The sequence below is a fragment of the Pseudomonas sp. CFBP13528 genome (assembly GCF_005233615.1).
GTDB classification, from domain to species: domain Bacteria; phylum Pseudomonadota; class Gammaproteobacteria; order Pseudomonadales; family Pseudomonadaceae; genus Aquipseudomonas; species Aquipseudomonas fluorescens_AM.
In genome coordinates this window covers 299,656-324,404 of record NZ_QGAJ01000002.1, presented here as the reverse complement: position 1 = coordinate 324,404, position 24,749 = coordinate 299,656, and the positions used below count along the sequence as shown (strand labels likewise).

Annotated in this window: 19 protein-coding genes; 17 read left to right on the top strand and 2 right to left on the bottom strand. The window is 59.8% G+C overall.

Features of this window, described 5'->3' with window-relative positions; translation table 11 throughout:
- Positions 1-135: 135 nt before the first annotated feature.
- Both PspCFBP13528_RS05040 and PspCFBP13528_RS05035 read right to left on the bottom strand, forming a co-directional pair.
- Entirely contained in the window at positions 136-1,530 is a 1,395-nt protein-coding gene (locus tag PspCFBP13528_RS05040; protein ID WP_065885865.1) for a PhoH family protein, read from the bottom strand.
- A gap of 340 nt (positions 1,531-1,870) precedes the next feature.
- Positions 1,871-2,995, bottom strand: a complete 1,125-nt coding sequence (locus PspCFBP13528_RS05035) for a polysaccharide deacetylase family protein (RefSeq protein ID WP_137199735.1) — start codon at positions 2,993-2,995, stop codon at positions 1,871-1,873.
- Positions 2,996-3,116: 121 nt separating this feature from the next.
- Here PspCFBP13528_RS05035 and yaaA point away from each other — a divergent pair, with 121 nt between their 5' ends.
- From yaaA to PspCFBP13528_RS04945, 17 genes are all read left to right on the top strand, one after another.
- Entirely contained in the window at positions 3,117-3,896 is a 780-nt protein-coding gene (gene yaaA, locus PspCFBP13528_RS05030; RefSeq protein ID WP_065951692.1) for a peroxide stress protein YaaA, read from the top strand.
- 888 nt (positions 3,897-4,784) lie between these two features.
- On the top strand, positions 4,785-6,101 hold the full coding sequence (locus PspCFBP13528_RS05025) for a nucleotide sugar dehydrogenase (protein ID WP_101218290.1): 1,317 nt from the start codon (positions 4,785-4,787) through the stop codon (positions 6,099-6,101).
- 103 nt (positions 6,102-6,204) lie between these two features.
- Positions 6,205-7,674 carry a mannuronan synthase gene (gene alg8, locus PspCFBP13528_RS05020; protein WP_065951690.1) on the top strand — a complete coding sequence of 490 codons (1,470 nt, stop codon included), beginning with the start codon at positions 6,205-6,207 and terminating at the stop codon, positions 7,672-7,674.
- A 36-nt stretch (positions 7,675-7,710) separates the two neighbouring features.
- Entirely contained in the window at positions 7,711-8,877 is a 1,167-nt protein-coding gene (locus PspCFBP13528_RS05010; protein ID WP_137199734.1) for an alginate biosynthesis protein Alg44, read from the top strand.
- Between the two features lie 8 nt (positions 8,878-8,885).
- Positions 8,886-10,337 (top strand): alginate biosynthesis TPR repeat lipoprotein AlgK, encoded by a 1,452-nt coding sequence (gene algK, locus PspCFBP13528_RS05005; protein WP_175413289.1) that lies wholly within the window; start codon positions 8,886-8,888, stop codon positions 10,335-10,337.
- Positions 10,334-11,821: an alginate export family protein gene (locus tag PspCFBP13528_RS05000; protein ID WP_137199733.1), complete on the top strand. Its 1,488-nt coding sequence runs from the start codon at positions 10,334-10,336 to the stop codon at positions 11,819-11,821. The genes algK and PspCFBP13528_RS05000 overlap by 4 nt, the downstream gene beginning before the upstream one ends.
- A complete protein-coding gene (algG, locus tag PspCFBP13528_RS04995) occupies positions 11,821-13,389 on the top strand; it encodes a mannuronan 5-epimerase AlgG (protein ID WP_137199732.1) in 1,569 nt (522 codons plus the stop codon). The genes PspCFBP13528_RS05000 and algG overlap by 1 nt, the downstream gene beginning before the upstream one ends.
- 11 nt (positions 13,390-13,400) lie before the next feature.
- Positions 13,401-14,849: an alginate O-acetyltransferase gene (locus PspCFBP13528_RS04990; RefSeq protein ID WP_065951986.1), complete on the top strand. Its 1,449-nt coding sequence runs from the start codon at positions 13,401-13,403 to the stop codon at positions 14,847-14,849.
- A gap of 8 nt (positions 14,850-14,857) precedes the next feature.
- Positions 14,858-15,967 carry a mannuronate-specific alginate lyase gene (locus tag PspCFBP13528_RS04985; protein WP_101218284.1) on the top strand — a complete coding sequence of 370 codons (1,110 nt, stop codon included), beginning with the start codon at positions 14,858-14,860 and terminating at the stop codon, positions 15,965-15,967.
- 222 nt (positions 15,968-16,189) lie between these two features.
- Complete coding sequence (locus tag PspCFBP13528_RS04980; RefSeq protein WP_065951685.1) at positions 16,190-17,722, top strand: MBOAT family protein; 1,533 nt, start codon at positions 16,190-16,192, stop codon at positions 17,720-17,722.
- A gap of 11 nt (positions 17,723-17,733) precedes the next feature.
- Positions 17,734-18,906: an alginate O-acetyltransferase gene (locus PspCFBP13528_RS04975; RefSeq protein ID WP_065951684.1), complete on the top strand. Its 1,173-nt coding sequence runs from the start codon at positions 17,734-17,736 to the stop codon at positions 18,904-18,906.
- A gap of 16 nt (positions 18,907-18,922) precedes the next feature.
- The gene (locus PspCFBP13528_RS04970; protein ID WP_065951683.1) at positions 18,923-19,579 is read left to right on the top strand and encodes an alginate O-acetyltransferase AlgF; all 657 of its coding nucleotides are present in this window, start codon (positions 18,923-18,925) and stop codon (positions 19,577-19,579) included.
- Between the two features lie 99 nt (positions 19,580-19,678).
- Entirely contained in the window at positions 19,679-21,130 is a 1,452-nt protein-coding gene (locus PspCFBP13528_RS04965; RefSeq protein ID WP_065951682.1) for a mannose-1-phosphate guanylyltransferase/mannose-6-phosphate isomerase, read from the top strand.
- Between the two features lie 263 nt (positions 21,131-21,393).
- Positions 21,394-21,858, top strand: coding sequence for a multidrug transporter (locus tag PspCFBP13528_RS04960; RefSeq protein ID WP_137199731.1), 465 nt, complete (start codon positions 21,394-21,396; stop codon positions 21,856-21,858).
- Between the two features lie 14 nt (positions 21,859-21,872).
- Positions 21,873-22,685: an SDR family oxidoreductase gene (locus PspCFBP13528_RS04955; protein ID WP_065951680.1), complete on the top strand. Its 813-nt coding sequence runs from the start codon at positions 21,873-21,875 to the stop codon at positions 22,683-22,685.
- Between the two features lie 91 nt (positions 22,686-22,776).
- On the top strand, positions 22,777-24,135 hold the full coding sequence (locus PspCFBP13528_RS04950) for an AAA family ATPase (protein ID WP_065951679.1): 1,359 nt from the start codon (positions 22,777-22,779) through the stop codon (positions 24,133-24,135).
- Positions 24,128-24,748 (top strand): retron system putative HNH endonuclease, encoded by a 621-nt coding sequence (locus tag PspCFBP13528_RS04945; RefSeq protein ID WP_065951678.1) that lies wholly within the window; start codon positions 24,128-24,130, stop codon positions 24,746-24,748. The genes PspCFBP13528_RS04950 and PspCFBP13528_RS04945 overlap by 8 nt, the downstream gene beginning before the upstream one ends.
- Position 24,749: the final 1 nt, after the last annotated feature.

Genomic DNA, 24,749 nt, shown 5'->3' with positions numbered 1-24,749 from the left:
ACAAAATAATTACAAATACCACAAGCACCCAGGGCGCGTTATCGCAGGCAAATGTCGCACACAACAAAAACCCCGGATTTCGTGAAAAATCCGGGGGGTTTCGTGGCATTTAGCCACTTGTTGGATTACCAGTAGTTAGAGGTGCGACTCGGCGTATTCAGCCAGGATCGAACGAGGCACCCCTTGCAGCGCAATATGTACACCGTTGGGGAAGTCCTTGAAGCGCTCCGTCAGGTAGGTCAGCCCGGAGCTGGTCGCGGACAGGTAAGGGGTGTCGATCTGTGCCAGGTTGCCCAGGCACACCACTTTGGAACCGGCGCCGGCACGGGTGATGATGGTTTTCATCTGGTGCGGGGTGAGGTTCTGGCATTCGTCGATCAGGATCAGGCTCTGCTGGAAGCTGCGGCCTCGGATGTAGTTGAGGGATTTGAACTGCAACGGCACTTTGCTGAGGATGTAGTCGACGCTGCCATGGGTGTTTTCGTCATCCATGTGCAAGGCTTCGAGGTTGTCGGTGATTGCCCCCAGCCACGGCTCCATTTTTTCCGCCTCGGTACCCGGCAGAAAACCGATTTCCTGGTCCAGGCCCTGCACACTGCGGGTGGCGATGATGCGGCGATAGCGCTTGGTCACCATGGTCTGTTCGATGGCGGCGGCCAGGGCGAGGATGGTTTTCCCCGAGCCTGCGGCGCCGGTCAGGTTGACCAGGTGAATGTCCGGATCGAGCAGCGCATACAATGCCAGGCTCTGGTAGATGTCACGCGGTTTCAGGCCCCAGGCTTCCTGGTGCAACAGAGGCTCCTGATGCAGGTCGAGGATCAGCAGCTTGTCGACCTGAATCTCTTTGATCCAGCCTACAAAGCCCTGCTCGTCGACAATGAATTCATTGATATGCACCGCCGGCAGGTTGTCGGTCAGTTGCACCTGATGCCAGGTGCGGCCGTGGTCCTGGCGGGTTTCGACCTTGCTGACACGGTCCCAGAACGAGCCGGTCATCATGTGATAACCACGCGACAACATCGACACGTCGTCGACCAATTGGTCGGTACTGTAGTCCTCGGCAGCGATCCCACACGCTCGTGCCTTGAGGCGCATATTGATGTCTTTGGTCACCAGCACCAGGCGCAGGTCCTTGTCGCGCGCGTGCAGGTCGATCAATTGGTTGATGATTTTGTTGTCGTTGAGGTTTTCCGGCAGCAGGCTGCTGGGCTCGCTGCGTTTGTTCATCAGGATCGACAGCAAGCCCTTGGGCCCGCTCTTGCCACGCTGGATCGGCACACCGACTTCAACGTCCTCGGGCGAAGCTTCGCCCAGGGTCTTGTCGATCAGGCGGATGGCCTGGCGGCATTCGGCAGCGACGCTGTGGTGGCCGCTTTTGAGTTTGTCCAGCTCCTCCAGCACGATCATGGGGATGGCGACGTGGTGCTCTTCAAAGTTAAGCAGTGCGTTTGGATCGTGAATCAATACGTTGGTATCAAGCACATAAAGGATTGGCTGGTCGGAAGAAGGGGTGCGTCCATGATCATCCATACTCGGTCACCTTTGTGGGAGCCAGTCGACGCAATACCTGGGCGGTGCTGCGCCTCGATTCGACCACCGACTGCACCTTGTGTGACGTCAAGTGCAGTGCCCACATGAGGAGTCTTGGAAGACGCCACCTGTGCTGCAGGTTTCGGCGGTCTGACTTCGTAATACCGCAAAACCCATGACAGGAAAAAGCACTTTGACGCTTTTTTGAAGTTTATTTTTCAGGATGACGAATAGCACTAGCCGAGTGCCATGCACCCCGTTAAAGTCGGAAGTCCGCCTGCATCGAAATGTCGCGGCAAATCACCCCAAAAAGCCCCCTCAACCAACAGGGCCGGGCATTTCATCGAAATGCTTCACGACAGTCCTGCCAGCCCAAGCCACTCTGCGCCGTCGACTGCAACACCATTGGCAGTGCCACCCGCGCCTTGTCCTGGGTGTCGTGAAACACAATCACCCCTTTGCGCCACAGCAGCATCAGCGTCAGCACCCGTTGCGCCGACTCTTCGGCCTTGAGCTTGCCCGGCTCGTCCTGGGAATCGATGTCCCATAACGCCACTTGCAGGCCCTGGGCCCGGAAGAATCCCTGGCTGTCCGCGCGCCGTTGCCCGTAAGGCGGCCGGAATAGCGGCACATAGTTTTCCGGCAGCAGGTTTTGCACCAGTGATGCACTGCGGGTGATGGAATCCTGCCAGTCGACCCAATGGCTGTGAGAGCGATACTGCCACCCCTGGATACCCACGCACTGCCCCTGGTACAGCGCCTGCACATCCGCTGCGGAACTGCGCTCCACGCGGGTTTGCAGGCTGCTGCCGAGGGCAAAGAACGTAGCGTCGATCTTTTGCTTGCGCAGGTAATCGGCGAGCCAGTCGGTATTGCCGCCGACCGTTGCCGGGCCGCCGTCGAACGTCAGCAGGAACATGCGATCGTTGAGTTCGTCGCCATTGCGTTCGTGGTCGCCAAAGCGCGCCACTTCGCTGCTGATCTGCGGCAGCAGCGCGGCCTTGCGCAGCAGTTCATCGAGATAGCGTGCATGGAAGTGCCGGCTGGGGGCGGCCCAGCCTATATAGAACGAGTCGTCACTGACGTCGAACTTGCCGGCCTGCTCGCGCAGGTCGTCCATGTTTTCCACCAGATAACAGAACGAAGCGTCTTCTGCGCAGCTTTGCTGGGCGAACGTGTAGTTCTCCAACAGCCGTTGCCAGAGTTGACGGCGCAGGTCGTCGATGGCGGCCAGGTTGATGATCTTCAATCCCAGGCGCTGCTTGAGCGCGGTTTCGTCCAGGGCTTCGCTGGTGATCAAACCATGGGCAAACATCAGGATTTCCGCCCGCGAGGCCACGTCGAACAGCGCCGGGCTGGCGAGTTTTTCCGGCCAGGTGGCGCGGTCGAGGCTGGCGACGTCAACCGGCGCGGCCTGGACATTCAGGCACAGCAGGCAAGCCGACAATAAAAGCGCTAATCGCACACGGGGTCTCCCTCTCCAGAGTTACCGCCCATCATAGCGGATCGCATCTATCGCCATCATAGGTGGAGTCAAAACGCCCCAACCCCTAGAATCTCGCCCACGATTACAGGAGCCAACTCAAATGCTGATGGTGATTTCCCCCGCCAAAACCCTCGACTTCGAGTCAAAGCCGGTGACTGCGCGCTTCACCCAGCCGCAATACCTGGACCATTCCCAGGAACTGATCGAGCAACTGCGCGAACTGAGCCCGGCGCAGATCAGCGAGCTGATGCACGTATCCGACAAGATCGGCGGCCTCAATGCCGCCCGCTTCGGCAGTTGGACGCCGGCCTTCACCCCGGCCAACGCCAAGCAGGCGTTGCTGGCGTTCAAGGGCGACGTGTATACCGGCTTGAATGCCGAGACTTTCAACGATGCCGATTTCAGCTACGCCCAGGACCACTTGCGCATGCTCTCGGGACTCTACGGCCTGTTGCGCCCGCTGGATTTGATGATGCCGTACCGCCTGGAGATGGGCACCAAGCTGGCCAACACCCGTGGCAAGGACCTTTACGCGTTCTGGGGCACGCGCATCAGCGAGTGGTTGAACGAAGCATTGGCTGCACAAGGCGACGATGTGCTGCTCAATCTGGCTTCCAACGAGTACTTCTCGGCAGTCAAGCGCACGGCGCTGAAGGCGCGGATCATCAACACCGAGTTCAAGGACCTGAAGAACGGCCAGTACAAGATCATCAGCTTCTATGCGAAAAAAGCCCGGGGCATGATGAGCCGCTTTGTGATTGAAGAACGCATCGACGATCCGGCGAAGCTCAAGCAGTTCGATGTGCAGGGCTATCGCTTCAATGCGGAGCAGTCCACGCCGGACAACCTGGTGTTTTTGCGCGATCACGCACCGGAATAAGGCCTTGCCCGACTCATCCAGGCAATGAGTTCCAAATGTGGGAGGGGGCTTGCCCCCGATGACGGAGTGTCAGTCAGTGAAGTATTGACTGATCCACCGCTATCGGGGGCAAGCCCCCTCCCACATTTGTTTTGTATTTCAAATCATAGAATCGTCATTTATTTGGCGCCATAAAAAAATCCAGACACAACCCTAACGATTTATTCACTCGACATTCATCGTTTTTTTTCGTAGTGGCACCAGTTTTTTTATTCAGTAGTGGCACAAAACTATCCCCGCGTACCAACTCCCCATAACTACGGGTCTAAATAGCAAGTGCTATCAATATAATACCAGTGCCATCTTCGCTAATATTTCAAGAAATTTCCGGAAACAGGATGAGCGGCCAGGAACTTCGTCCTGAAGCACCGCTCATACCACCGGTAACGAAATTCTCTGCTTCTGTAAGAGATGACTTACATAACGACCAATGGAAGTAGTCGAGTTGTCATAAAACACTTTGACTCTATGGTCACAACATCAACTGATCGAGTTAAGGGTGGCGATAAGTACGCATTGCTATCCCCTACAGGCCAAGGCAGCGCTGACCTAAATGAGCCCGTGCAATGACCCAAGGCATTGATAAAAAAGGCATTTTGCCTGCATCAAGACCTTGCAGCACCGGCGTCGGAGCCTTCCTCCAAGGAAGCCCGGCTGCATTTCAGGGCAAGCCCCAATAATAAGGCCTGATTGCGCACAACTTGAGTGCAATAGTTAGTCACTCGTTATTCAACATGCCTGTACGCGGTAAGTCGGCGTCTATTCGCCTAACTTTCGCGGCATCAGTGACGCTTGCAAACATGAACTCCGGCCATCTAATGGCATGATTTAAATACAGAGGTAATTGCGATGCGCATCAGCATATTCGGTTTGGGTTACGTTGGCGCAGTATGTGCCGGTTGCCTGTCTGCCCGTGGCCACGAAGTGGTCGGCGTAGACATCTCCAAGGAAAAGATCGACCTGATCAATGCGGGTAAATCGCCGATCGTTGAACCGGGTCTGGGCGAGCTGTTGAGCCAGGGTATCCAGACCGGCCGACTGCGTGGCACCACCAACTTCGCCGAAGCCATCCGCGATACCGACCTGTCGATGATTTGCGTGGGCACGCCGAGCAAGAAGAACGGCGACCTGGAACTCAACTACATCGAATCGGTATGCCGCGAGATCGGTTTTGTCCTGCGTGACAAGACCACCCGCCACACCATCGTGGTGCGCAGCACCGTACTGCCGGGCACCGTCGCCAACGTGGTGATCCCGATCCTCGAAGACTGCTCCGGCAAGAAAGCCGGCGTCGACTTCGGCGTTGCGGTCAACCCGGAATTCCTGCGCGAATCCACCGCCATCGCCGACTACGACCTGCCACCGATGACCGTTATCGGCGAGTTCGACACCGCCTCCGGCGATGTCCTGCAGTCGCTCTACGAAGAACTCGACGCGCCGATTATCCGCAAGGACATCGCCGTCGCCGAGATGATCAAGTACACCTGCAACGTATGGCACGCCACCAAAGTCACCTTCGCCAACGAGATCGGCAACATCGCCAAGGCCGTCGGCGTCGATGGTCGGGAAGTGATGGAAGTGGTCTGCCAGGACAAGACGCTCAACCTGTCCCAGTACTACATGCGCCCGGGTTTCGCCTTCGGCGGCTCGTGCCTGCCCAAAGACGTGCGCGCCCTGACCTACCGCGCAGGCTCCCTGGACGTGGAAGCGCCGCTGCTCAACTCGCTGATGCGCAGCAACGAGTCCCAGGTGCAGAACGCCTTCGACATCGTCTCCAGCCACGACAAACGCAAAGTCGCCCTGCTGGGCCTGAGCTTCAAGGCCGGTACCGATGACCTGCGCGAAAGCCCGTTGGTGGAACTGGCGGAAATGCTGATCGGCAAGGGCTACGACCTGAGCATCTACGACAGCAACGTCGAGTACGCCCGCGTGCACGGTGCGAACAAGGACTACATCGAAGGCAAGATCCCGCACGTGTCGTCCCTGCTCAACTCGGACTTCGACGAAGTGATCAACAACTCCGACGTCATCATCCTGGGTAACCGCGACGAGAAATTCCGTGCCCTGGCGCACAACGCGCCGCACGGCAAGCAAGTGGTCGACCTGGTGGGCTTCATGTCCAAGGCCACCAGCGTAAGCGGCCGTACTGAAGGTATTTGCTGGTAAGGAGCAGCGGCTAGTTTCAAGCGGCAAGCTGCAAGTTAGAAGCGCTGGTTTTCGGCTTGTAGCTTGTAGCTTGCCGCCCGACTTCTCTGTGACGGACGCGAATATGCAACGGTTAAACCAAGCGACTGGCTGGCTACTATTTCTGGGGCTTTTAGCGCTTCTAGCGCTGGCTCTGCCAGCCAGCACCTTCGATTCGCAATCGAAGAATTTTATTTTCCTGATTGGCGCCGTCGGTATCTGGCGCTACTCGATGGGTGCAACGCATTTCTTTCGCGGCATGCTGTTCCTCTACGTGGTCTACCCGCACCTGCGCCGCAAAGTGCGCAAGCTGGGCAAGGCCGCCGACCCATCCCATGTGTTCCTGATGGTCACAAGCTTCAGGATCGATGCGCTGACCACCGCGCAGGTCTACAGCTCGGTGATTCGTGAAGCCATCGAATGCGGCTTCCCCACCACCGTGGTCTGCTCGCTGGTGGAAATGTCCGATGAGCTGCTGGTCAAGAGCCTCTGGGAAAAAATGAACCCGCCGGCTCACGTCAAGCTCGACTTCGTGCGCATCGCCGGTACCGGCAAGCGCGACGGCCTGGCCTTCGGTTTCCGTGCCATCTCGCGCCACCTGCCGGATGACCGCGCCGTGGTGGCCGTGATCGATGGCGACACCGTGCTGGCCGAAGGCGTGGTGCGCAAGACCGTGCCGTGGTTCCAGCTGTTCGGCAATGTCGGTGGCCTGACCACCAACGAATTCTGCGAAGTGCGCGGCGGCTACATCATGAGCGAATGGCACAAGCTGCGTTTCGCCCAGCGCCACATCAACATGTGCTCCATGGCCCTGTCCAAGCGCGTGCTGACCATGACCGGGCGTATGTCGGTGTTCCGCGCCAGCGTGGTGACTGACCCGGGCTTTATCGCCGACGTGGAAAGCGACTCGCTGCAACACTGGCGCCTGGGCCGCTTCAAGTTCCTCACCGGTGATGACAAGTCCAGCTGGTTCAGCCTGATGCGCCTGGGCTACGACACTTTCTACGTGCCCGATGCCGCGATCAACACCGTGGAACACCCGCCGGAAAAGAGCTTTATCAAGGCCAGCCGCAAACTGATGTTCCGCTGGTACGGCAACAACCTGCGCCAGAACTCCCGCGCCCTGGGCCTGGGTATGCGCCGCCTCGGTCTGTTCACCAGCGTGGTGCTGTTCGACCAGCGCGTATCGATGTGGACCTCCCTGCTCGGCCTGACCGTGGCAATCATCGCCACCTTCAAATACGGCGGCGCGTTCATCCTCGCGTACCTGCTGTGGATCGGCATCACCCGTCTGATCCTCACGCTGCTGCTGTCGTGCTCCGGCCACAAGATCGGCCCGGCCTATCCGCTGATTCTCTATTACAACCAGATCATGGGCGCGCTGGTGAAGATCTACGTGTTCTTCCGCCTTGATCAACAGTCCTGGACCCGCCAGGACACCAAACTGACCCGCGATTTGGCCAGCTTTCAACGTTGGTTCAACACCTGGTCGTCTCGGACCATGACCTTCTCCGCCGGCAGCATCTTCGTTGCCGTGTTGCTGATGATGGTCTGACCCTGCCAAGCCTGAATTAACTCAAGGAATGCCCTGATGAACAGCCAAGTAAACGCCAACGTAGTCCACGAATCCGAAGCCCAGCGCCAGCACGCCCGGGTCAAAATCCCGGCCAAGCTGCGCTTTTTCAACACCGACCGCACGCAGACCGAAGCACGGGTGATCGACCTGTCCGCCGGCGGCCTGGCGTTCACCGCGACCCAGCCGCTCACCGTCGGCGAAGTGCACAAGGGTCGCCTGCAATTTGTGATCGACAACCTTGGCCTGGCGATGGACGTAGAGCTGCAGATCCGCTCCTACGACCGCCAGACCGGCCGCACCGGTTGCCAGTTCCAGAACCTCGATGCCCAGGATATTTCCACCCTGCGCCACTTGATCACTTCGCACTTGTCCGGCGACATCGTGACCATGGGCGACGTGTTGGCCACCCTGCAACGCGACAACTTCACCAAGGCGCGCAAGGTCAAGGACGGCGGCAGCGGCATGACCGCATTCGGTCGCCTGCGCGCCGTGGTGTTCAGCGCAGGCATTTTCATCGTCGGCCTCGCCGCGTTCGGTTTTGTCTTCAAGTCGGTGTACGGCATGTACTTCGTCAGCCACGCCCAGGCGGGCCTGGTGAGCGTGCCGGGGATGAACGTGACCATGCCGCGCGACGGCACCGTGCAAAGCCTGCTCAAGGGTGACGCGGTAGCGGCCAAAGGCGCGCCACTGGCGACCTTCAGCACCAGCATGCTCGATGTGCTCAAGGGCCACCTGGACGAAGACCAGTTGCAACCGGCCAAGGTCGAAGAGCTGTTCGGCAAGCAAATGACCGGCACCCTGACCTCGCCGTGCGATTGCGTGGTCGCCCAGCAACTGGTCGCTGACGGCCAATACGCCAGCAAGGGCGATGTGATCTTCCAACTGGTGCCACGCGGCAGCCAGGCCAATGTGGAAGCCCGCTTCACCTATCGCCAGTTCGGCGACGTGCGTCCAGGTACGCCGGTGAGCTTCCAGGTCGCCGATGAAGAACAGGTGCGCACCGGCACCATCGTCAGCAGCACCAGCCTCAACAGCGCCGACCTGTCCTCCGACATCCGCGTGCAGATCAAGCCGGACGCCCCGCTGGACAGCACCTACGCCGGACGCCCGGTGGACGTCATCAGCGACCGCGGCCCTTCGCTGAACTGGCTGATCGATAAAGCCATGGCTCACGGTCTGTAAGCGAGGACATGCCTGTGAACCCTATTTCAAGAACAACACAATCCCTGTGGGAGCGGGCTTGCCACAAAAACCTCTCCCACAGGGGTTCGGTGGCGTTGCTGGCGGTTGCGGTGAGCCTGGCCGGTTGTGCCGGCTTGCCCGACCAGCGTCTGGCCAACGAAGCGCTCAAGCGCGGCGACACCGTCACCGCCCAGCAGAATTACCAGCAACTGGCGGACCTGGGCTACAGCGAGGCCCAGGTGGGCCTGGCCGATATCCAGGTCGGCACCCGCGATCCGGCGCAAATCAAACAGGCCGAAGCCACCTACCGCGCAGCGGCAGACACTTCGCCCCGCGCCCAGGCGCGTCTGGGTCGCCTGCTGGTGGCCAAGCCCGGCGCCACCGAAGCCGAACACCATGAAGCCCAAAGCCTGCTGAAAAAAGCCTTTGCCAATGGCGAAGGCAATACCCTGATCCCGTTGGCAATGCTGTACCTGCAATACCCGCACAGCTTCCCAGAGGTGAACGCCCAGCAGCAGATCAGCCAATGGCAGGCCGCCGGTTACCCGGAAGCCGGCCTGGCCCAGGTGCTGCTGTATCGCACCCAGAACACCTACGACCAGCATCTGGATGATGTGGAGCGCATCTGCAAAGCGGCGCTGAACACCACCGATATCTGCTACGTCGAACTGGCTACGGTCTATCAGAAAAAAGCCCAGCCGGAACAACAGGCCGAGCTGCTCAAGCAGATGGAAGCAGGCTACAGCCGTGGCACCGTTACCGCCCAGCGCGTCGACAGCGTCGCCCGCGTACTCGGCGATGCCACCCTGGGCACGCCGGACGAGAAAACCGCCCAGGCTTTGCTTGAAAAAATCGCCCCGGGTTACCCGGCGTCCTGGGTCAGCCTGGCGCAACTGCTCTACGACTTTCCCGAGCTGGGCGATGTCGAGCAGATGATGAAGTACCTCGAAAACGGCCGCGCCGCCGACCAGCCGCGCGCCGAGCTATTGCTGGGCAAGCTCTACTACGAAGGCAAGTGGGTGCCGGCCGACGCCAAGGCTGCCGAGGCGCATTTCGAGAAAGCGGTGGGCCGTGAAGTGGCCGCCGATTACTACCTCGGCCAGATCTACCGCCGTGGCTACCTGGGCAAGGTCTATCCGCAAAAAGCCCTGGACCACCTGCTGACCGCAGCGCGCAACGGCCAGAACAGCGCCGACTTTGCCATCGCCCAACTGTTTTCCCAAGGCAAGGGCACCAAGCCCGACCCGCTCAACGCCTATGTCTTCAGCCAACTGGCCAAGGCCCAGGACACACCGGAAGCCGTTGAGCTGGCCACCCAGCTCGAAGCCCCGCTGACGCCTGAGCAACGCGCCGACGGCCAACGCCTGGTGCAACAGGAGCTGGCCGCCCGCGGCACCCTGGCCCAGAGCACGCTGCAACTGCACGCCCTGCAAGAAGAAGACGGCGAGGAATCCCTATGAAGCTCAACCCATTCGTCAAGGCCGGCATCGGCCTGTCCTTCGCCCTGCTGTGGTCGTGCCCGACCCTGGCCGCGCTGACCGAAGCCAAGAACTTCGGCCTGGAAGTCAAAGCCACCGCGCAGTCCGAAGATGACCGCGACCTGGGCACCCAGAAAGGCGGCGACGTCAACGGTATCGGCCTCGACCTGCGCCCGTGGATCTACGGCGAAAGCGGCGCGTGGAGCGCCTACGCCATGGGCCAGGCGGTGGTGTCCAGCGACATCATCGAGACCGACACCCTGCAACCGTCGGCCGATGACACGACCGAACAATCGAGCAACGACGACCGCAAGGCCAAGAAAAACTACCTGGCCCTGCGCGAGTTCTGGGTCGGCTACAGCGGCTTCACGCCCTACCCCGGCGAGATCCTCAAGTTCGGTCGCCAGCGTCTGCGCAATGACGACGGCCAATGGCGCGACACCAACATCGAAGCACTGAACTGGACCTTCGACACCACCCTGCTCAAGGCCAACGTCGGCGCCGCCGAACGCTTCAGCGAATACCGCACCGACCTCAAGGAACTGTCGCCGGTCGACAAGGACCGCCAGCACTTCTACGCCGACGCCGCCTACCAGTGGACGCCGGGCCAGTGGATCGGCCTGCGCGGTCACCATACCCATGACGACGGCAAGCTCGACTACGCCGAACCGGGCGTGGCCAGCGACCCGTTGGACAAGCGCGAGAACGGCGACCTGACCTGGCTCGGCATCGAAGCCAACAGCGACGCCTACAACTGGCGCAACACCAACACGGTCAACTACTGGGCCAGCATCACCGGCATGAAGGGCGACCGCGACACGGTCAACGCCTTGAACGCCGATGGAACCCGCCCGACCAACGCCAAGCGCAATGATGACGTCAGCGGCTGGGCCACCGATATCGGCGTGCGCCTGCGCCTGGACCCGCAGTGGCAAGTGGGCGCGGCCTACTCCCGCGCGAGCGCCGAGTACGAGCAGAACGGCCTGCAAAGCAACCGCTCGAACTGGACCGGCACCCAGTCCCGCGTGCACCGCTTCGGTGAAGCGTTTCGCGGTGAGATGAACAACATGCAGTCCATGAGCCTGTTCGGTTCCTGGCAGTTGCGCGAGGACTACGACGCCAGCCTGGTGTACCACAAGTTCTGGCGCGTCGACGGCAACAAGCCGGTGGGCAGCAACGGCATCGACGCGGTGCAGAACAACACCGACGACGTCACCGGCGCGATCCTCTCCAGCACCTCGCTGCCCCTTGAAGACGGCAAGAAGGACCTCGGCCAGGAGATGGACCTGGTCGTCACCAAGTACTTCAAGAAAGGCCTGCTGCCCGCCGCGCTGAGCCAGTCGATCGACGAGCCATCGGCCCTGGTGCGTTTGCGCGCCGGCGTGTTCAAGCCGGGTGACGCCTATGGCAGCCAGGTCGACTCCTACATGCACCGCGCCTTTGTCGACGTGGTCTGGAAATTCTGATGGGAGCCTGCGCAATGAATGCTCAAAGCCTACTCGTCGCGGCGATGCTGGTGGCCAGTGCCCCAGCGTTTGCCGACACGGCGGCCAAGGCGCCGACCATCGCCAAGGAACTGCAACAGGCCAAGACCTACACCATTTCCAGCCCGCCCACCGCGCCGCTGGAAATGGCCAAGCCGGCGCTGCCCGACCTGTCGGGCTACACCGCCGCGGCCATGGAAAAGAAAATCGTCACAAGCAAGCCGGGCAAAATCAGCATCCGCCGCATGATGCAGGAAGACGCGCTCAAGGACTTTATCGGCGGCGATAACAAGATGGCCGAATGGGTGGTGCGCCAGCACGGCATTCCCCAGGCGATCTTTGTCGACGACGGCTACATGAACCTCAAGGACCTGCAGGGCAAGGTGCCCAAGCAGTACTTCAGCGAGACATCACCCGGCGTGTTCCTGGCCAAACTGCCGATCGTGGTCGGCCGTAAAGGCATCCTCGATATCGACAAGCAGACCCAGGAATTGCGCCTGTCCCAGCAAGCCGGTTCGTTTTTGATCAACGACGGCCAACTGTTCGTGCGTGACACCAAGGTCACCGGCTGGGATGAAAAAACCAACGGCCCGGCGCTGTTCAAGTCGCCCAAGGAATTCCGCCCGTTCCTGCTGGCCTGGGGCGGCACCGAGACCTATATCTCCAAGACCAAAATGGCCAGCTTCGGCTATGCCAACAGTAAGTCCTACGGGGTGAGTATTTCCCAGTACACGCCGAACATGGCCAAGGTGCTCAAACGGCCCGAGCCGACCGGCTGGATCATCGATTCCGAGTTCTCGGACATGTGGTACGGCTTCTACTGCTACGAGACCACGGGCTTTGTGATCAAGGGCAATACCTACAAAGACAACATCGTCTACGGCATTGACCCCCACGACCGTTCCCATGGCCTGATCATCGCCGACAACACCGTGTACGGCACCAAGAAGAAGCACGGCATCATCATTTCCCGGGAAGTGAACGACAGCTTCATCTTCAACAACCGCAGCTACGACAACAAGCTGTCGGGCCTGGTGATCGACCGTAACAGCGTGAACAACCTGATCGCCGACAACGAGATCTACCGCAACCACACCGACGGCATCACCCTCTATGAGAGCGGTGACAACCTGCTGTGGGGCAACAAGGTGATCAGCAACCGTCGCCACGGTATCCGCGTGCGTAACAGCGTGAACATCAAGCTCTACGAAAACACCGCCATGGCCAACGGCCTGACCGGCGTGTACGGCCACATCAAGGACTTGACCGACACCGACCGTGACATCGCCCTCGACCCGTTCGACGCCAAGGTCTCGCTGATCGTGGTGGGCGGTGAACTGGCGGGTAACGGTAGCGGGCCACTGTCCATCGATTCGCCGTTGAGTATCGAGCTGTACCGCGTGTCGATGCTGGCGCCGACCAAATCCAGCGGCATCAGCTTCTCCGGCATTCTGGGCGAGCGCCAGGAAGAGATTCTCGACCTGCTGGTGCGCCAGCAGAAAGCCGTGCTGATCGACCCCGTCGAACGCCAGACCGAACTGCAGGACTGAGGATGACCCTTATGCACCCACACATGATCAAACTGCTGAGCCTCTCGGGTCTGACCCTCGGCCTGCTCGCGGCCAGCCAGGGCGTGCGCGCCGACGAGGTGAAGGCGCCGACTTTCACTGCCGAACCGTGCTGCAGCCTGTGCCCCGCCGCCCATGACGCGAAAAACTACACCACGCGCTACCAGCAGAACTTCACCACCCTGGTGCAAGCCCAGGGCGACTGGCTGTTCCGTACCCAGGAAGACCTGCGCACCGAATTCGACACCACGCCGGCAGGCTACAAGCGCATGCAGCAGTTGCACGATGCGTTCAAGGCCAAGGGCGTGGAACTGGTGGTGGTCTACCAGCCGACCCGTGGCCTGGTGAACCGCAACAAGCTCAATCCCGCAGAGAAGGCTTCGTTCGATTTCGACAAAGCCCTGGGCAACTACAAGACCATGCTTGGCCGCTTCGCCAAGATGGGCTATGTGGTGCCGGACCTGTCGCCGCTGACCAACGAGCAACTGCCCGATGAACTGCCGGCTCACGATTTCTACTTCCGTGGCGACCAGCACTGGACCCCGTACGGCGCCCAGCGCACCGCAAAAATCGTCGCCGCCAAGGTCAAGCAGATGCCTGAGTACGCCGAAATTCCCAAGCGCGAATTCGAGACCAAGCGCTCGGGTCGCATGGGCAAGACCGGCACCCTGCACAACATGGCCGGGCAACTGTGCGGCACCAGCTACGCGATCCAGTACATGGACCAGTTCACCACCGAGCCCAAGGGCGAAGCCGGTGACGGTGACCTGTTCAGCGATTCGGGCAACCCGCAGATCACCCTGGTGGGCACCAGCCACAGCGGCAAGAACTACAACTTCGCCGGTTTCCTTGAAGAAGAGATCGGTGCCGACATTCTCAACGTCGCCTTCCCCGGCGGCGGCCTGGAAGGCTCGATGATCCAGTACCTGGGCAGTGACGAATTCCAGAAGACCCCGCCAAAGATCCTGATCTGGGAATTCTCGCCGCTGTACCGTCTCGACCAGGAAACCATCTACCGCCAGATGATGGCGCTGCTCGACAACGGCTGCGAAGGCAAGACCGCGCAGATGTCGGCCAGCACCACGCTCAAACCGGGCAAAAACGAGCTGATGGTCAACAGTGCGAACAAAGACCTGCGCAACGCCAACCATCAGGTCGATATCCGCTTCGCCGATCCGTCGGTGAAAACCTTGCAAGCCACCCTCTGGTACATGAACGGGCGCCACGAGGACATCAAGATCGAGAAACCCGAGACATCCGATACAGACGGGCGTTTCGCCTTTGAACTGCGCACCGATGAAGACTGGGCCTCGCAGAACTTGCTGGCCGTGGAAGTGCAGGGCCCGGAAAAGGGTGCTGCCGCGCAGAAAGTCGAAGCGAAAATTTGCACACGCAACGTATTCCCAAGCGGTGGTCAGCAGACCGCCCAACTCGGGAAGTGAGGTTACTTATGCAAAAGCTATTGCTCCCTACCCTGCTGGGCCTGGCCATGTTTGCCGGCTCCGTGAATGCGGCCGCGCCACTGCGTCCGCCTCAAGGCTATTTCGCACCGATCGAAGCGTTCAAGACCGGCGACTTCAAGGAAAACTGCGACACCATGCCGACGCCCTACACCGGGCCTCTGCAATTTCGCAGCAAGTACGAAGGCTCGGACAAGGCTCGCTCGACACTGAATGTGCAGTCGGAACAAGCCTTTCGCGACAGCACCGCCGACATCACCAAGTTGGAAAAAGACACCAGCAAACGCGTGATGCAGTTCATGCGCGACGGCCGCCCACAGCAGCTCGAATGCACGCTGAACTGGCTGGTGTCGTGGGCCAAGGCCGATGCCTTGATGTCCAAGGACTTCAACCACACCGGCAAGTCCATGCGCAAATGGGCACTGGGCAGCATGGCCTCGGCTTATGTGCGCCTGAAGTTCTCCGAGTCGCACCCGCTGGCCAATCACCAGCAGGAATCGCAACTGATCGAAGCCTGGTTCAACAAACTGGCCGATCAGGTAGTGAGCGACTGGGACAACCTGCCGCTGGAAAAAACCAACAACCACTCCTACTGGGCCGCCTGGTCGGTGATGGCGACCTCCATCGCCACCAACCGCCGCGACCTGTTTGATTGGGCCGTCAAGGAATACAAGGTCGGCGTGAACCAGGTCGACGACCAGGGCTTCCTGCCGAACGAATTGAAGCGCCAGCAACGCGCCCTGTCGTACCACAACTACGCCCTGCCGCCGCTGTCGATGATCGCCAGTTTCGCGCTGGTCAACGGCGTGGACCTGCGCCAGGAAAACAACAGCGCGCTCAAGCGCCTGGGCGACAAGGTGCTGGCCGGGGTCAAGGACCCGGACATCTTCGAACAGAAGAATGGCAAGGAGCAGGACATGAAGGACTTGAAGCAGGACATGAAATTCGCCTGGCTCGAACCTTTCTGCACCCTCTACACCTGTGCCCCGGATGTGATCGAGCGCAAGCATGGCATGCAACCGTTCAAGACCTTCCGCCTGGGCGGCGACCTGACCAAGGTCTACGACCCGACGCATGAAAAAGGCAAAAAAGGTTCCTGACCAAACGCGGTAAAAAAAATGTGGGAGGGGGCTTGCCCCCGATGGCGGAGTAACAGTCGCCATCTGTGTTGAATGACACACCGCTATCGGGGGCAAGCCCCCTCCCACATTTAAACCGCGTTTTGCCAGATGGAATTGTTGTACCGCCCTCCCCGAATTTCGTGGGGGGTTTGGGGGGGGGCTCCGGCCCTTGACTGTTGGTTTAAACATGGAGAGATCGGGATGGTTTTCTCGTCCAATGTGTTCCTGTTTCTGTTCTTGCCGATCTTTCTCGGCTTGTACTATTTGAGCGGGCAACGCTATCGCAATCTGCTGTTGCTGATTGCCAGCTACGTGTTCTACGCCTGGTGGCGAGTGGACTTCCTGGCGCTGTTCGCGGCCGTGACGCTGTGGAACTACTGGATCGGCCTCAAGGTCGGTGCCGCCGGCGTGCGCACCCAGCCGGCGCAGCGCTGGCTGCTGCTCGGCGTGGCCGTCGACCTGTGCATCCTGGGCTACTTCAAGTACGCCAACTTCGGCGTCGACAGCATCAACCTGATGATGAAGTCGGCGGGCCTGGAGCCGTTTATCCTCACCCACGTACTGTTGCCGATCGGGATCTCGTTCTACATCTTCGAGTCCATCAGCTACATCATCGACGTGTATCGGGGTGATACCCCGGCGACCCGCAATCTCATCGACTTTGCGGCGTTCGTGGCGATCTTCCCGCACCTGATCGCCGGCCCCGTATTGCGCTTTCGCGACCTGGCCGACCAGTTCAACAACCGCACCCACACCCTGGACAAATTCTCCGAGGGCTGCACGCGGTTCATGCAGGGTTTCATCAAGAAAGTCTTCATCGCCGATACCCTGGCTGTAGTGGCGGACCACTGCTTCGCCCTGCAAAACCCCACCACGGGTGACGCCTGGCTCGGCGCGCTGGCCTACACCGCGCAACTGTACTTCGACTTCTCCGGCTACAGCGACATGGCCATCGGCCTGGGCTTGATGATGGGTTTCCGCTTCATGGAAAACTTCAAGCAGCCGTACATCAGCCAGTCGATCACCGAGTTCTGGCGGCGCTGGCACATCAGCCTGTCGACCTGGCTGCGTGACTACCTGTACATCACCCTGGGCGGCAACCGCAAAGGCACGCTGACCACCTACCGCAACCTGTTCCTGACCATGCTGCTCGGTGGCCTGTGGCACGGTGCCAACATCACCTACATCGTGTGGGGCGCCTGGCACGGCATGTGGCTGGCGATTGAAAAAGCCATCGGCCTGAACACCGCGCCGCGCAGCTTCAACGTGCTGCGCTGGGCCTTCACCTTCCTGCTGGTGGTGATGGGTTGGGTGATCTTCCGCGCCGAGAACCTGCACGTCGCCGGGCGTATGTACGGTGCGATGTTCAGCTTTGGCGAGTGGTCGCTGTCGGAACTCAACCGCGCCAGCCTCACCGGCCTGCAAGTGGCGACCCTGGTGGTGGCCTACGCAACGCTGGCGTTCTTCGGCCTGCGCGATTTCTATCGCAACCGCCCTGCCGAGAAATCCAAGCCGAGTGATCCGAGCCTGATCAAGGCCGTACCAGGCGACAACCCCGGCAGCATCCACGAGCCCGGTTTCAGCGTGGGCCGTGACGCCGCCGTGCAACCGGCCTACTGGACCGCTGACTGGCCACGCTACGCCATGCGCGCGGCCGTGCTGCTGCTGTTCGTGGCGTCGATCCTGAAACTGTCGGCGCAGAGTTTCTCGCCGTTCCTTTACTTCCAATTCTGAGGGAGCCGACCATGACCCGTTCATTACGCGTCCTCTACATAAGCCTGTTCCTGGTGCTGTTGCTGGCACTGGGCGCCTGGTCACTGCGCAGCTTCCTGGGCTTTAGCACCAATGCCGATGCAACCGTGCTCAACGGGCGCTGGACCAAAGCCGTCGAGACTCACTACGACGACGAGTTCCCGATCAAACGCCTGGGCACCAACCTGTGGGCGGCGCTGGACTACAAGCTGTTCAACGAAGGCCGCCCTGGCGTGGTGCTGGGCCGCGATCACTGGCTGTACAGCGACGAGGAATTCAACCCCGCCGTCAACGAAGACCAGAACCTGCAAGGCAACTACGCGCTGGTCGAAGGCGTGCGCCAGAAGCTCAAGGCCCAGGGTATCCAGCTGGTGATGGCAATCGTGCCGGCCAAGGTGCGCCTGTACCCGGAACACCTGGGTGAAGTGAAACCGGCAAGCATCCACGCCAACCTGTACCAGGACTTCCACGCCCGTGTCGCGGCAGACAACATCCCTGCCCCGGACCTGCTTGGCCCGCTGCAACAGGCCAAGCTCGCCGGCAAGCAAGTGTTCCTGCGCACCGATACTCACTGGACCCCGGACGGTGCGGAAATCGCCGCCAAGCAGTTGGCCAAGGCGATTGCCGACAAGACCCCGCTGAGCGGCGAGCCGCAGCGATTCGTCACCGAAGCAGAAAAGACCGAACCGCATAAAGGCGACCTGCGCCTGTTCCTGCCCCTGGACCCGCTGTTCGAAAACCTGATGCCACCCAAAGAGCCGCTGCAAAAACGCGTCACCCACCTGGCCGAAGAGAAAGGTGACGACGCGCTGTTCAGCGACAGCGAAACCCCGGTGGCCCTGGTGGGCACCAGCTACAGCGCCAACCCCAACTGGAACTTCGTCGGCGCCCTCAAGCAAGCCCTGGGCAGCGACGTGGTCAGCTACGCCGAAGATGGCCATGGCCCGATCCTGCCGATGCTCAGCTACCTGAAAAGTGACGATTTCAAGAACAGCCCGCCCCAGGTGCTGATCTGGGAGTTTCCCGAACGCTATCTGCCCGTCAACAACGAAATCGGTGATGCCGACCCCGCGTGGGTTGCGCAGCTTAAACAAGCCGGTTCGCGCCAACAGAACATGGCAATCAATACATCCAAATCCGAGACGCCCGACCGGGCGCAAAACTGAAAGAGAGGTAACTCACATGACTTTCACTACAACTCCTCGTCGTCTCGCCAAGACCCTGGCTATCGCCGCCGGCCTGAGCGTCGCATCCATGTCCGCCTTCGCCGGTGGTGACGCCGCGCTCTACGGCCCAACGGCGCCGAAAGGTTCGAGCTTCGTGCGCATCTACAACGCCAGCAACCAGGAAGTCAGCGCCACAGTCGGCGCCACCAACCTCAGCGACGTTGCGCCACTGGCCAGCAGCGACTTCAGCTTCATGCCGGGCGGCGACTACAGCGCCAAGGTCGGCAGCCAGACCGTACCGGTCAAGCTCGCCGCCGATCACTACTACACCCTGGTCAACAGCGGCAGCGGCCAGCCTCAGTTGATCGAAGAACCGCCGTTCAAGAACAAGCAGAAATCCCTGGTACGCGTGCAGAACCTCAGCGACAAGGCCCTGACCCTGAAGACCGCCGACGGCAAGACCGACGTGGTCAAGTCGGTCGCCGCCAAGGGCCGCGGCGAGCGTGAGATCAACCCGGTGAAGGTGAGCCTGGCGTTGTATGACGGTGACAAGAAAGTCGGCGATGTGAAGCCGGTTGCGTTGGAACGTGGTGAAGCGGCGGTGCTGTATGTCACCGGTTCCGGTTCAAGCCTGTCGCCGGTCTGGGTGAAACGCCCAGTGTCGACCCGCTGATCGCGTGAGTAATGAGCGACAAGCTTCAAGCTGCAAGTGAAAAGCTGTTACTTGCAGCTTGTGGCTTGCAGCTCCCAACTATCTTTAGGAGAAACACCCATGATCCCAGTAATCCTTTCCGGTGGTAGCGGCTCACGTCTTTGGCCGCTTTCGCGTAAACAGTTCCCCAAGCAATTCCTGGCCCTGACCGGCGAGCACACGCTGTTCCAGCAAACCCTGGAGCGCCTGGTGTTCGAAGGCATGGACTCCCCTATCGTGGTCTGCAACAAGGACCACCGTTTTATCGTCAACGAGCAACTGAGCGCGCGCAAGCTTGAGTGCCAGCGCATCCTGATGGAACCGTTTGGCCGCAACACCGCGCCGGCCGTCGCCCTGACCGCGATGATGCTGGTCAATGAAGGCCGTGACGAACTGATGCTGGTGCTGCCCGCCGACCACGTCATCGACGACCAGAAAGCCCTGCAACGCGCCCTGGCCCTGGCCACAGTGGCGGCCGAGCGTGGCGAAATGGTGCTGTTCGGCGTGCCGGCAACCCGTCCGGAAACCGGTTACGGCTACATCAAGTCCACCAACGATTCGCTGCTGCCCGAAGGCGTGAGCCGCGTACAGCAGTTCGTGGAAAAACCCGATGAAAAACGCGCCATCGAGTTCGTCAAAAGCGGCGGCTACTTCTGGAACAGCGGCATGTTCCTGTTCCGCGCCAGCCGTTTCCTGGAAGAGCTGAAAAAGCACGATCCGGACATCTACGACACCTGCGTGCTGACCCTGGAACGCAGCGAGCAGACCGCCGACACCGTGACCTTCGACGAAGCCACCTTCGCCTGCTGCCCGGACAACTCCATCGACTACGCCGTGATGGAAAAAACCCAGCGCGCCTGTGTGGTGCCGTTGAGCGCCGGCTGGAGCGACGTGGGTTGCTGGGCCTCGTTGTGGGCGGTCAATGACAAAGACGCCAACGGCAACGTGAGCAAAGGCGACGTGGTGATCCAGGACAGCCGCAATTGCATGGTGCACGGCAACGGCAAGCTGGTGTCGGTGATCGGTCTGGACAACATTGTGGTGGTAGAAACCAAAGACGCGATGATGATTGCCCACAAGGACAAGGTCCAGGGCGTCAAGCAGATGGTCAACACCCTCAATGAACAGGGGCGCAGCGAGACCCAGAACCACTGCGAAGTCTATCGTCCGTGGGGCTCCTACGACTCGGTGGACATGGGCGGGCGGTTCCAGGTCAAGCACATCTCGGTCAAGCCGGGCGCGTGCCTGTCGCTGCAGATGCACCATCACCGCGCCGAGCACTGGATCGTGGTCAGCGGCACCGCTGAAGTCACCTGTGACGACAACGTGTTCCTGCTCTGCGAGAACCAGTCCACCTACATCCCGATCGCCTCGGTGCACCGCCTGCGCAACCCGGGCAAGATCCCGTTGGAGATCATCGAAGTGCAATCGGGCAGCTACCTGGGCGAAGACGATATCGAGCGCTTCGAAGATATCTACGGGCGCTCCACGCCGATTGAACGTGGCGTGTCGGTGAAAACTATCGCGCAGTAAAACAGTCGTACAAAAAGCCCTCACCCAGCCCATTGCGTCCCCTATCCGCAGTGGGCTGGGTGGGGGCTTTTTGTTTGGGCCTTGCGCTGACTGTAAGGGCCTCATCGGGGGCAAGCCCCCTCCCACACTAGCGTTGTGAATACATTCAAAGGTGGGAGGGGGCTTGCCCCCGATGGCGTCCGCCCAACCAACACACCTCTGAAGGTAAGCAATCCCACCTGCGCTTAAGTTAGGATGCTCATTCCCTATTCGAGGTGGCCTCCATGTTCTTCGGCGTTCTCCTGATCATCACCTGGCTGATCCTGCTGCTGCGCTACCCGGCCAAAGCCCTGCCGATATCGCTGGCCGCCGCCGTCGGCCTGGGTCTGGTCGCCGTGTGGGTAGTCTGGCTGGACAACCGTGAAGCCGCGCAACTGGCCCGCCTGGAACTGCGCATCACCTACGCCCCGCAGGAATGCCCGGCCGACCGGCCGCTGAAGCTGACCCTCAATAACGGCAACAACGTCCCCCTTGCCGAACTGCGCTGGCGCGTCGCTGCTTATGCACCGGGCGACACGGTCAACCTGGCCGACAACGTCTACGCCGCCCCACGCTATCGTGGCCCTGGTGAACTACAAGCCGGCGCCACCTGGGACGACTGCCTGCCCACGCCACCGCTGCGCTCCGGCTACCGCCCGCAAACCCTGGAATTTCGTGCCGAGCACCTGCAAGGCAGTTTCTCGGACTGACAAAGGATTGATCCATGCCCAACGTACTGATCACCGGTTGCTCCAGCGGCATTGGCCGCGCCCTGGCCGATGCCTTTAACGCCGCAGGTTTCCAGGTGTGGGCCAGCGCCCGCCAACCCGATGACGTCGCCGCCCTTACCGCCGCCGGTTTCAATGCCGTGCAACTGGACGTCAACGACAGCGCAGCCTTGCAGCAACTGGCCGCGCAGTTGGGCGAGCTGGATGTGCTGGTCAACAACGCCGGCTACGGCGCCATGGGCCCGCTGCTCGATGGCGGCACCGACGCCATGCAACGTCAGTTCCAAACCAATGTGTTTTCCATCGTCGGCGTGACCCAGGCGCTGTTCCCCGCACTGCGTAAGCGCAAGGGCCTGGTGGTGAATATCGGCAGCGTTTCCGGTGTACTGGTCACGCCGTTTGCGGGCGCCTACTGCGCCTCCAAAGCCGCCGTGCATGCCTTGAGCGATGCGTTGCGCATGGAACTGGCGCCGTTTGGTGTACGGGTCATGGAAGTACAGCCCGGGGCAATCAATACAAGCTTTGCAAAAAACGCCGGCGCCCAGGCCGAATTGCTGATCAACGAACACTCGCCGTGGTGGCCGTTGCGCGAAGGCATTCGCGCCCGCAGCCAGGCCTCTCAAGACAAACCAACCCCGGCCAGTGAGTTTGCGGCGGATGTGCTGAAGGCCGTGCAACAAGCGCAACCACCGCGCCTGCTGCGCTCGGGCAATGGCAGCCGGGCGTTGCCGTTGATGGCGGCGCTGTTGCCCAAGGGGCTGTTGGAGAAGGTGTTGAAGAAACGCTTTGGGTTGGGTGGTGTGTTGTAAGCAGGCGTGAAGCCTACCTGCCAAAACCCCGGATGAGTGCCATAATCGCCGCCTGCCTCTTGAAACTGACTGACCCCACAAGGGTAATGCGATGGAAATCAGAAAAATTCGACTGAATAACGTCGGTCGTTTTACCGACTTGGAAGTCGCCTTTGCGCCGACCGAAAAACATGCGTCGAAGGTGACGGTGTTTGTGGGGAATAACGGGGCGGGGAAGACAACGATTTTGAAATCCATCACAACGTCGTTAAGTTGGCTGGTCGCGAGAATTAGAACTGAAGGAGGAAGTGGCACCTCAATTCCAGAGGACCTGATAACCAATTCGACCCCAACAGCGTCTATTGAAGTAGACGTCGTCGACACAACTCACCCTGGAAGCTCGAAGCCTGCTTCTTACTCCTGGACTCTGGCGCGTACGCGTAAAGGTCGTATCTCCAGAGCGAGTAGCGAGCTTGGCGGCTCCACGAAACTCGCTGATCACTATCGCATCCACTTCAATATCGTGGATGAAACCGCATCTCTACCTCTGATCGTCTCTTATGCTGTGGAACGGTCGGTGATTGATGTACCGCTGGCTACAAGAAGGTCAAAATTGCCTCTTGATCAGATTGATGGGTACGACAACGCGCTCAGTGGCAGTGTGGATTTCGGTCGTTTTTTTGAATGGTTTCGTGAAAAAGAAGACACCGAAAACGAAACCACAATTCCATCAGCTGTTTTAGAACACCTGCAAAAAATAGTTTCCGCGCCCAACGACTCTTTGCTTTCCGAACTGAAAAATATGCACGTCGCGTCCCGTGACACGCAACTGACCGCTGTAAGATCGGCGATCACTGCATTTATGCCAGGCTTCAGTAATCTTCGTGTACAACGCCAGCCTCGACTGCACATGGCCATTGATAAAGGTGAACGCACGCTAAACGTCTCGCAGCTTTCCCAGGGCGAAAAATCAATGATGGCGCTGGTTGGCGATATCGCTCGCCGGCTGTCAATGATGAACCCGGCACTTGCAAATCCGCTCGAAGGCACGGGTGTCGTGCTGATTGATGAAGTGGACCTGCACCTTCATCCAAAATGGCAGCGCCGTCTCATACACCAACTCACCGATACCTTCCCCAACTGCCAATTCATACTCACAACGCATTCTCCGTTGGTGATCAGCGATACAAAGGACATTCTGTGCTACGTCCTCGACGACGGTGAACTGGAAGAGCGAAACGGCCTCTATGGCCTGGATGCCAATCAAGTACTGCTCAGTGTTATGGACACCGACGTTCGCAATAGCAAGGTTCAAGCCCGTCTTGATCGCATGCTGGAATTACTGCAAGACAAAAAGCTGAAAGAAGCCAAGGCCCTGTTCGAAGAGCTCTCAATCGATCTGCCTCCCGGCCATATCGAGCTCATCAAAGCCGCCCTTCTGATTCGCAAGCTGGAGTTGCGCAGTGCGTAAGATCACGAAAGGAGATGAGCCGGCAGCACTGACGCAATGGAAACGCGCCAACCCAAAGGGTCGCTACCCGGACTTGACACAAGAACCCAGTCAATCCATTCGTCAGGCATGTATCGAAGAACAACATGGCCTGTGCGCTTACTGTTGCCATCAAATCACCGCAGATAGCGCTCGCAACGAGCACGTCCAAGCTCAAAAGCTCGCGCCGAACCGTACAGTGGACTTTTCCAACATCGTTGCCAGCTGCGACAGGTCCAAACAATGCGACAAAGCCCACGGGCATCAGGTATTGCCACTTACACCGCTGATGGATGAATGCGAAACTGAACTTAAGTTTTATATGTCCGGACGGGTGGAGGGACTGACAGCCAGGGCAACAGCCGCTATTAGAGTGCTCAACCTGGGCGACAGCCATGAAAACAACCGAGCACTGGTTAATGCCAGGAAAACGCTGGTGGAAGCCCTCCTGTATGAGGGCGGCGTAGAACTTGAAGTAGAAAATGTCGAGTTGCTTAATCTCTTGATGGAAGAGTTGAGCATTCCAGACGTCAACAACCGACTGAAACCTTTCGCGCCTGTCCTCGTAAATGTGATCCGCCAACTAACCACCTGAC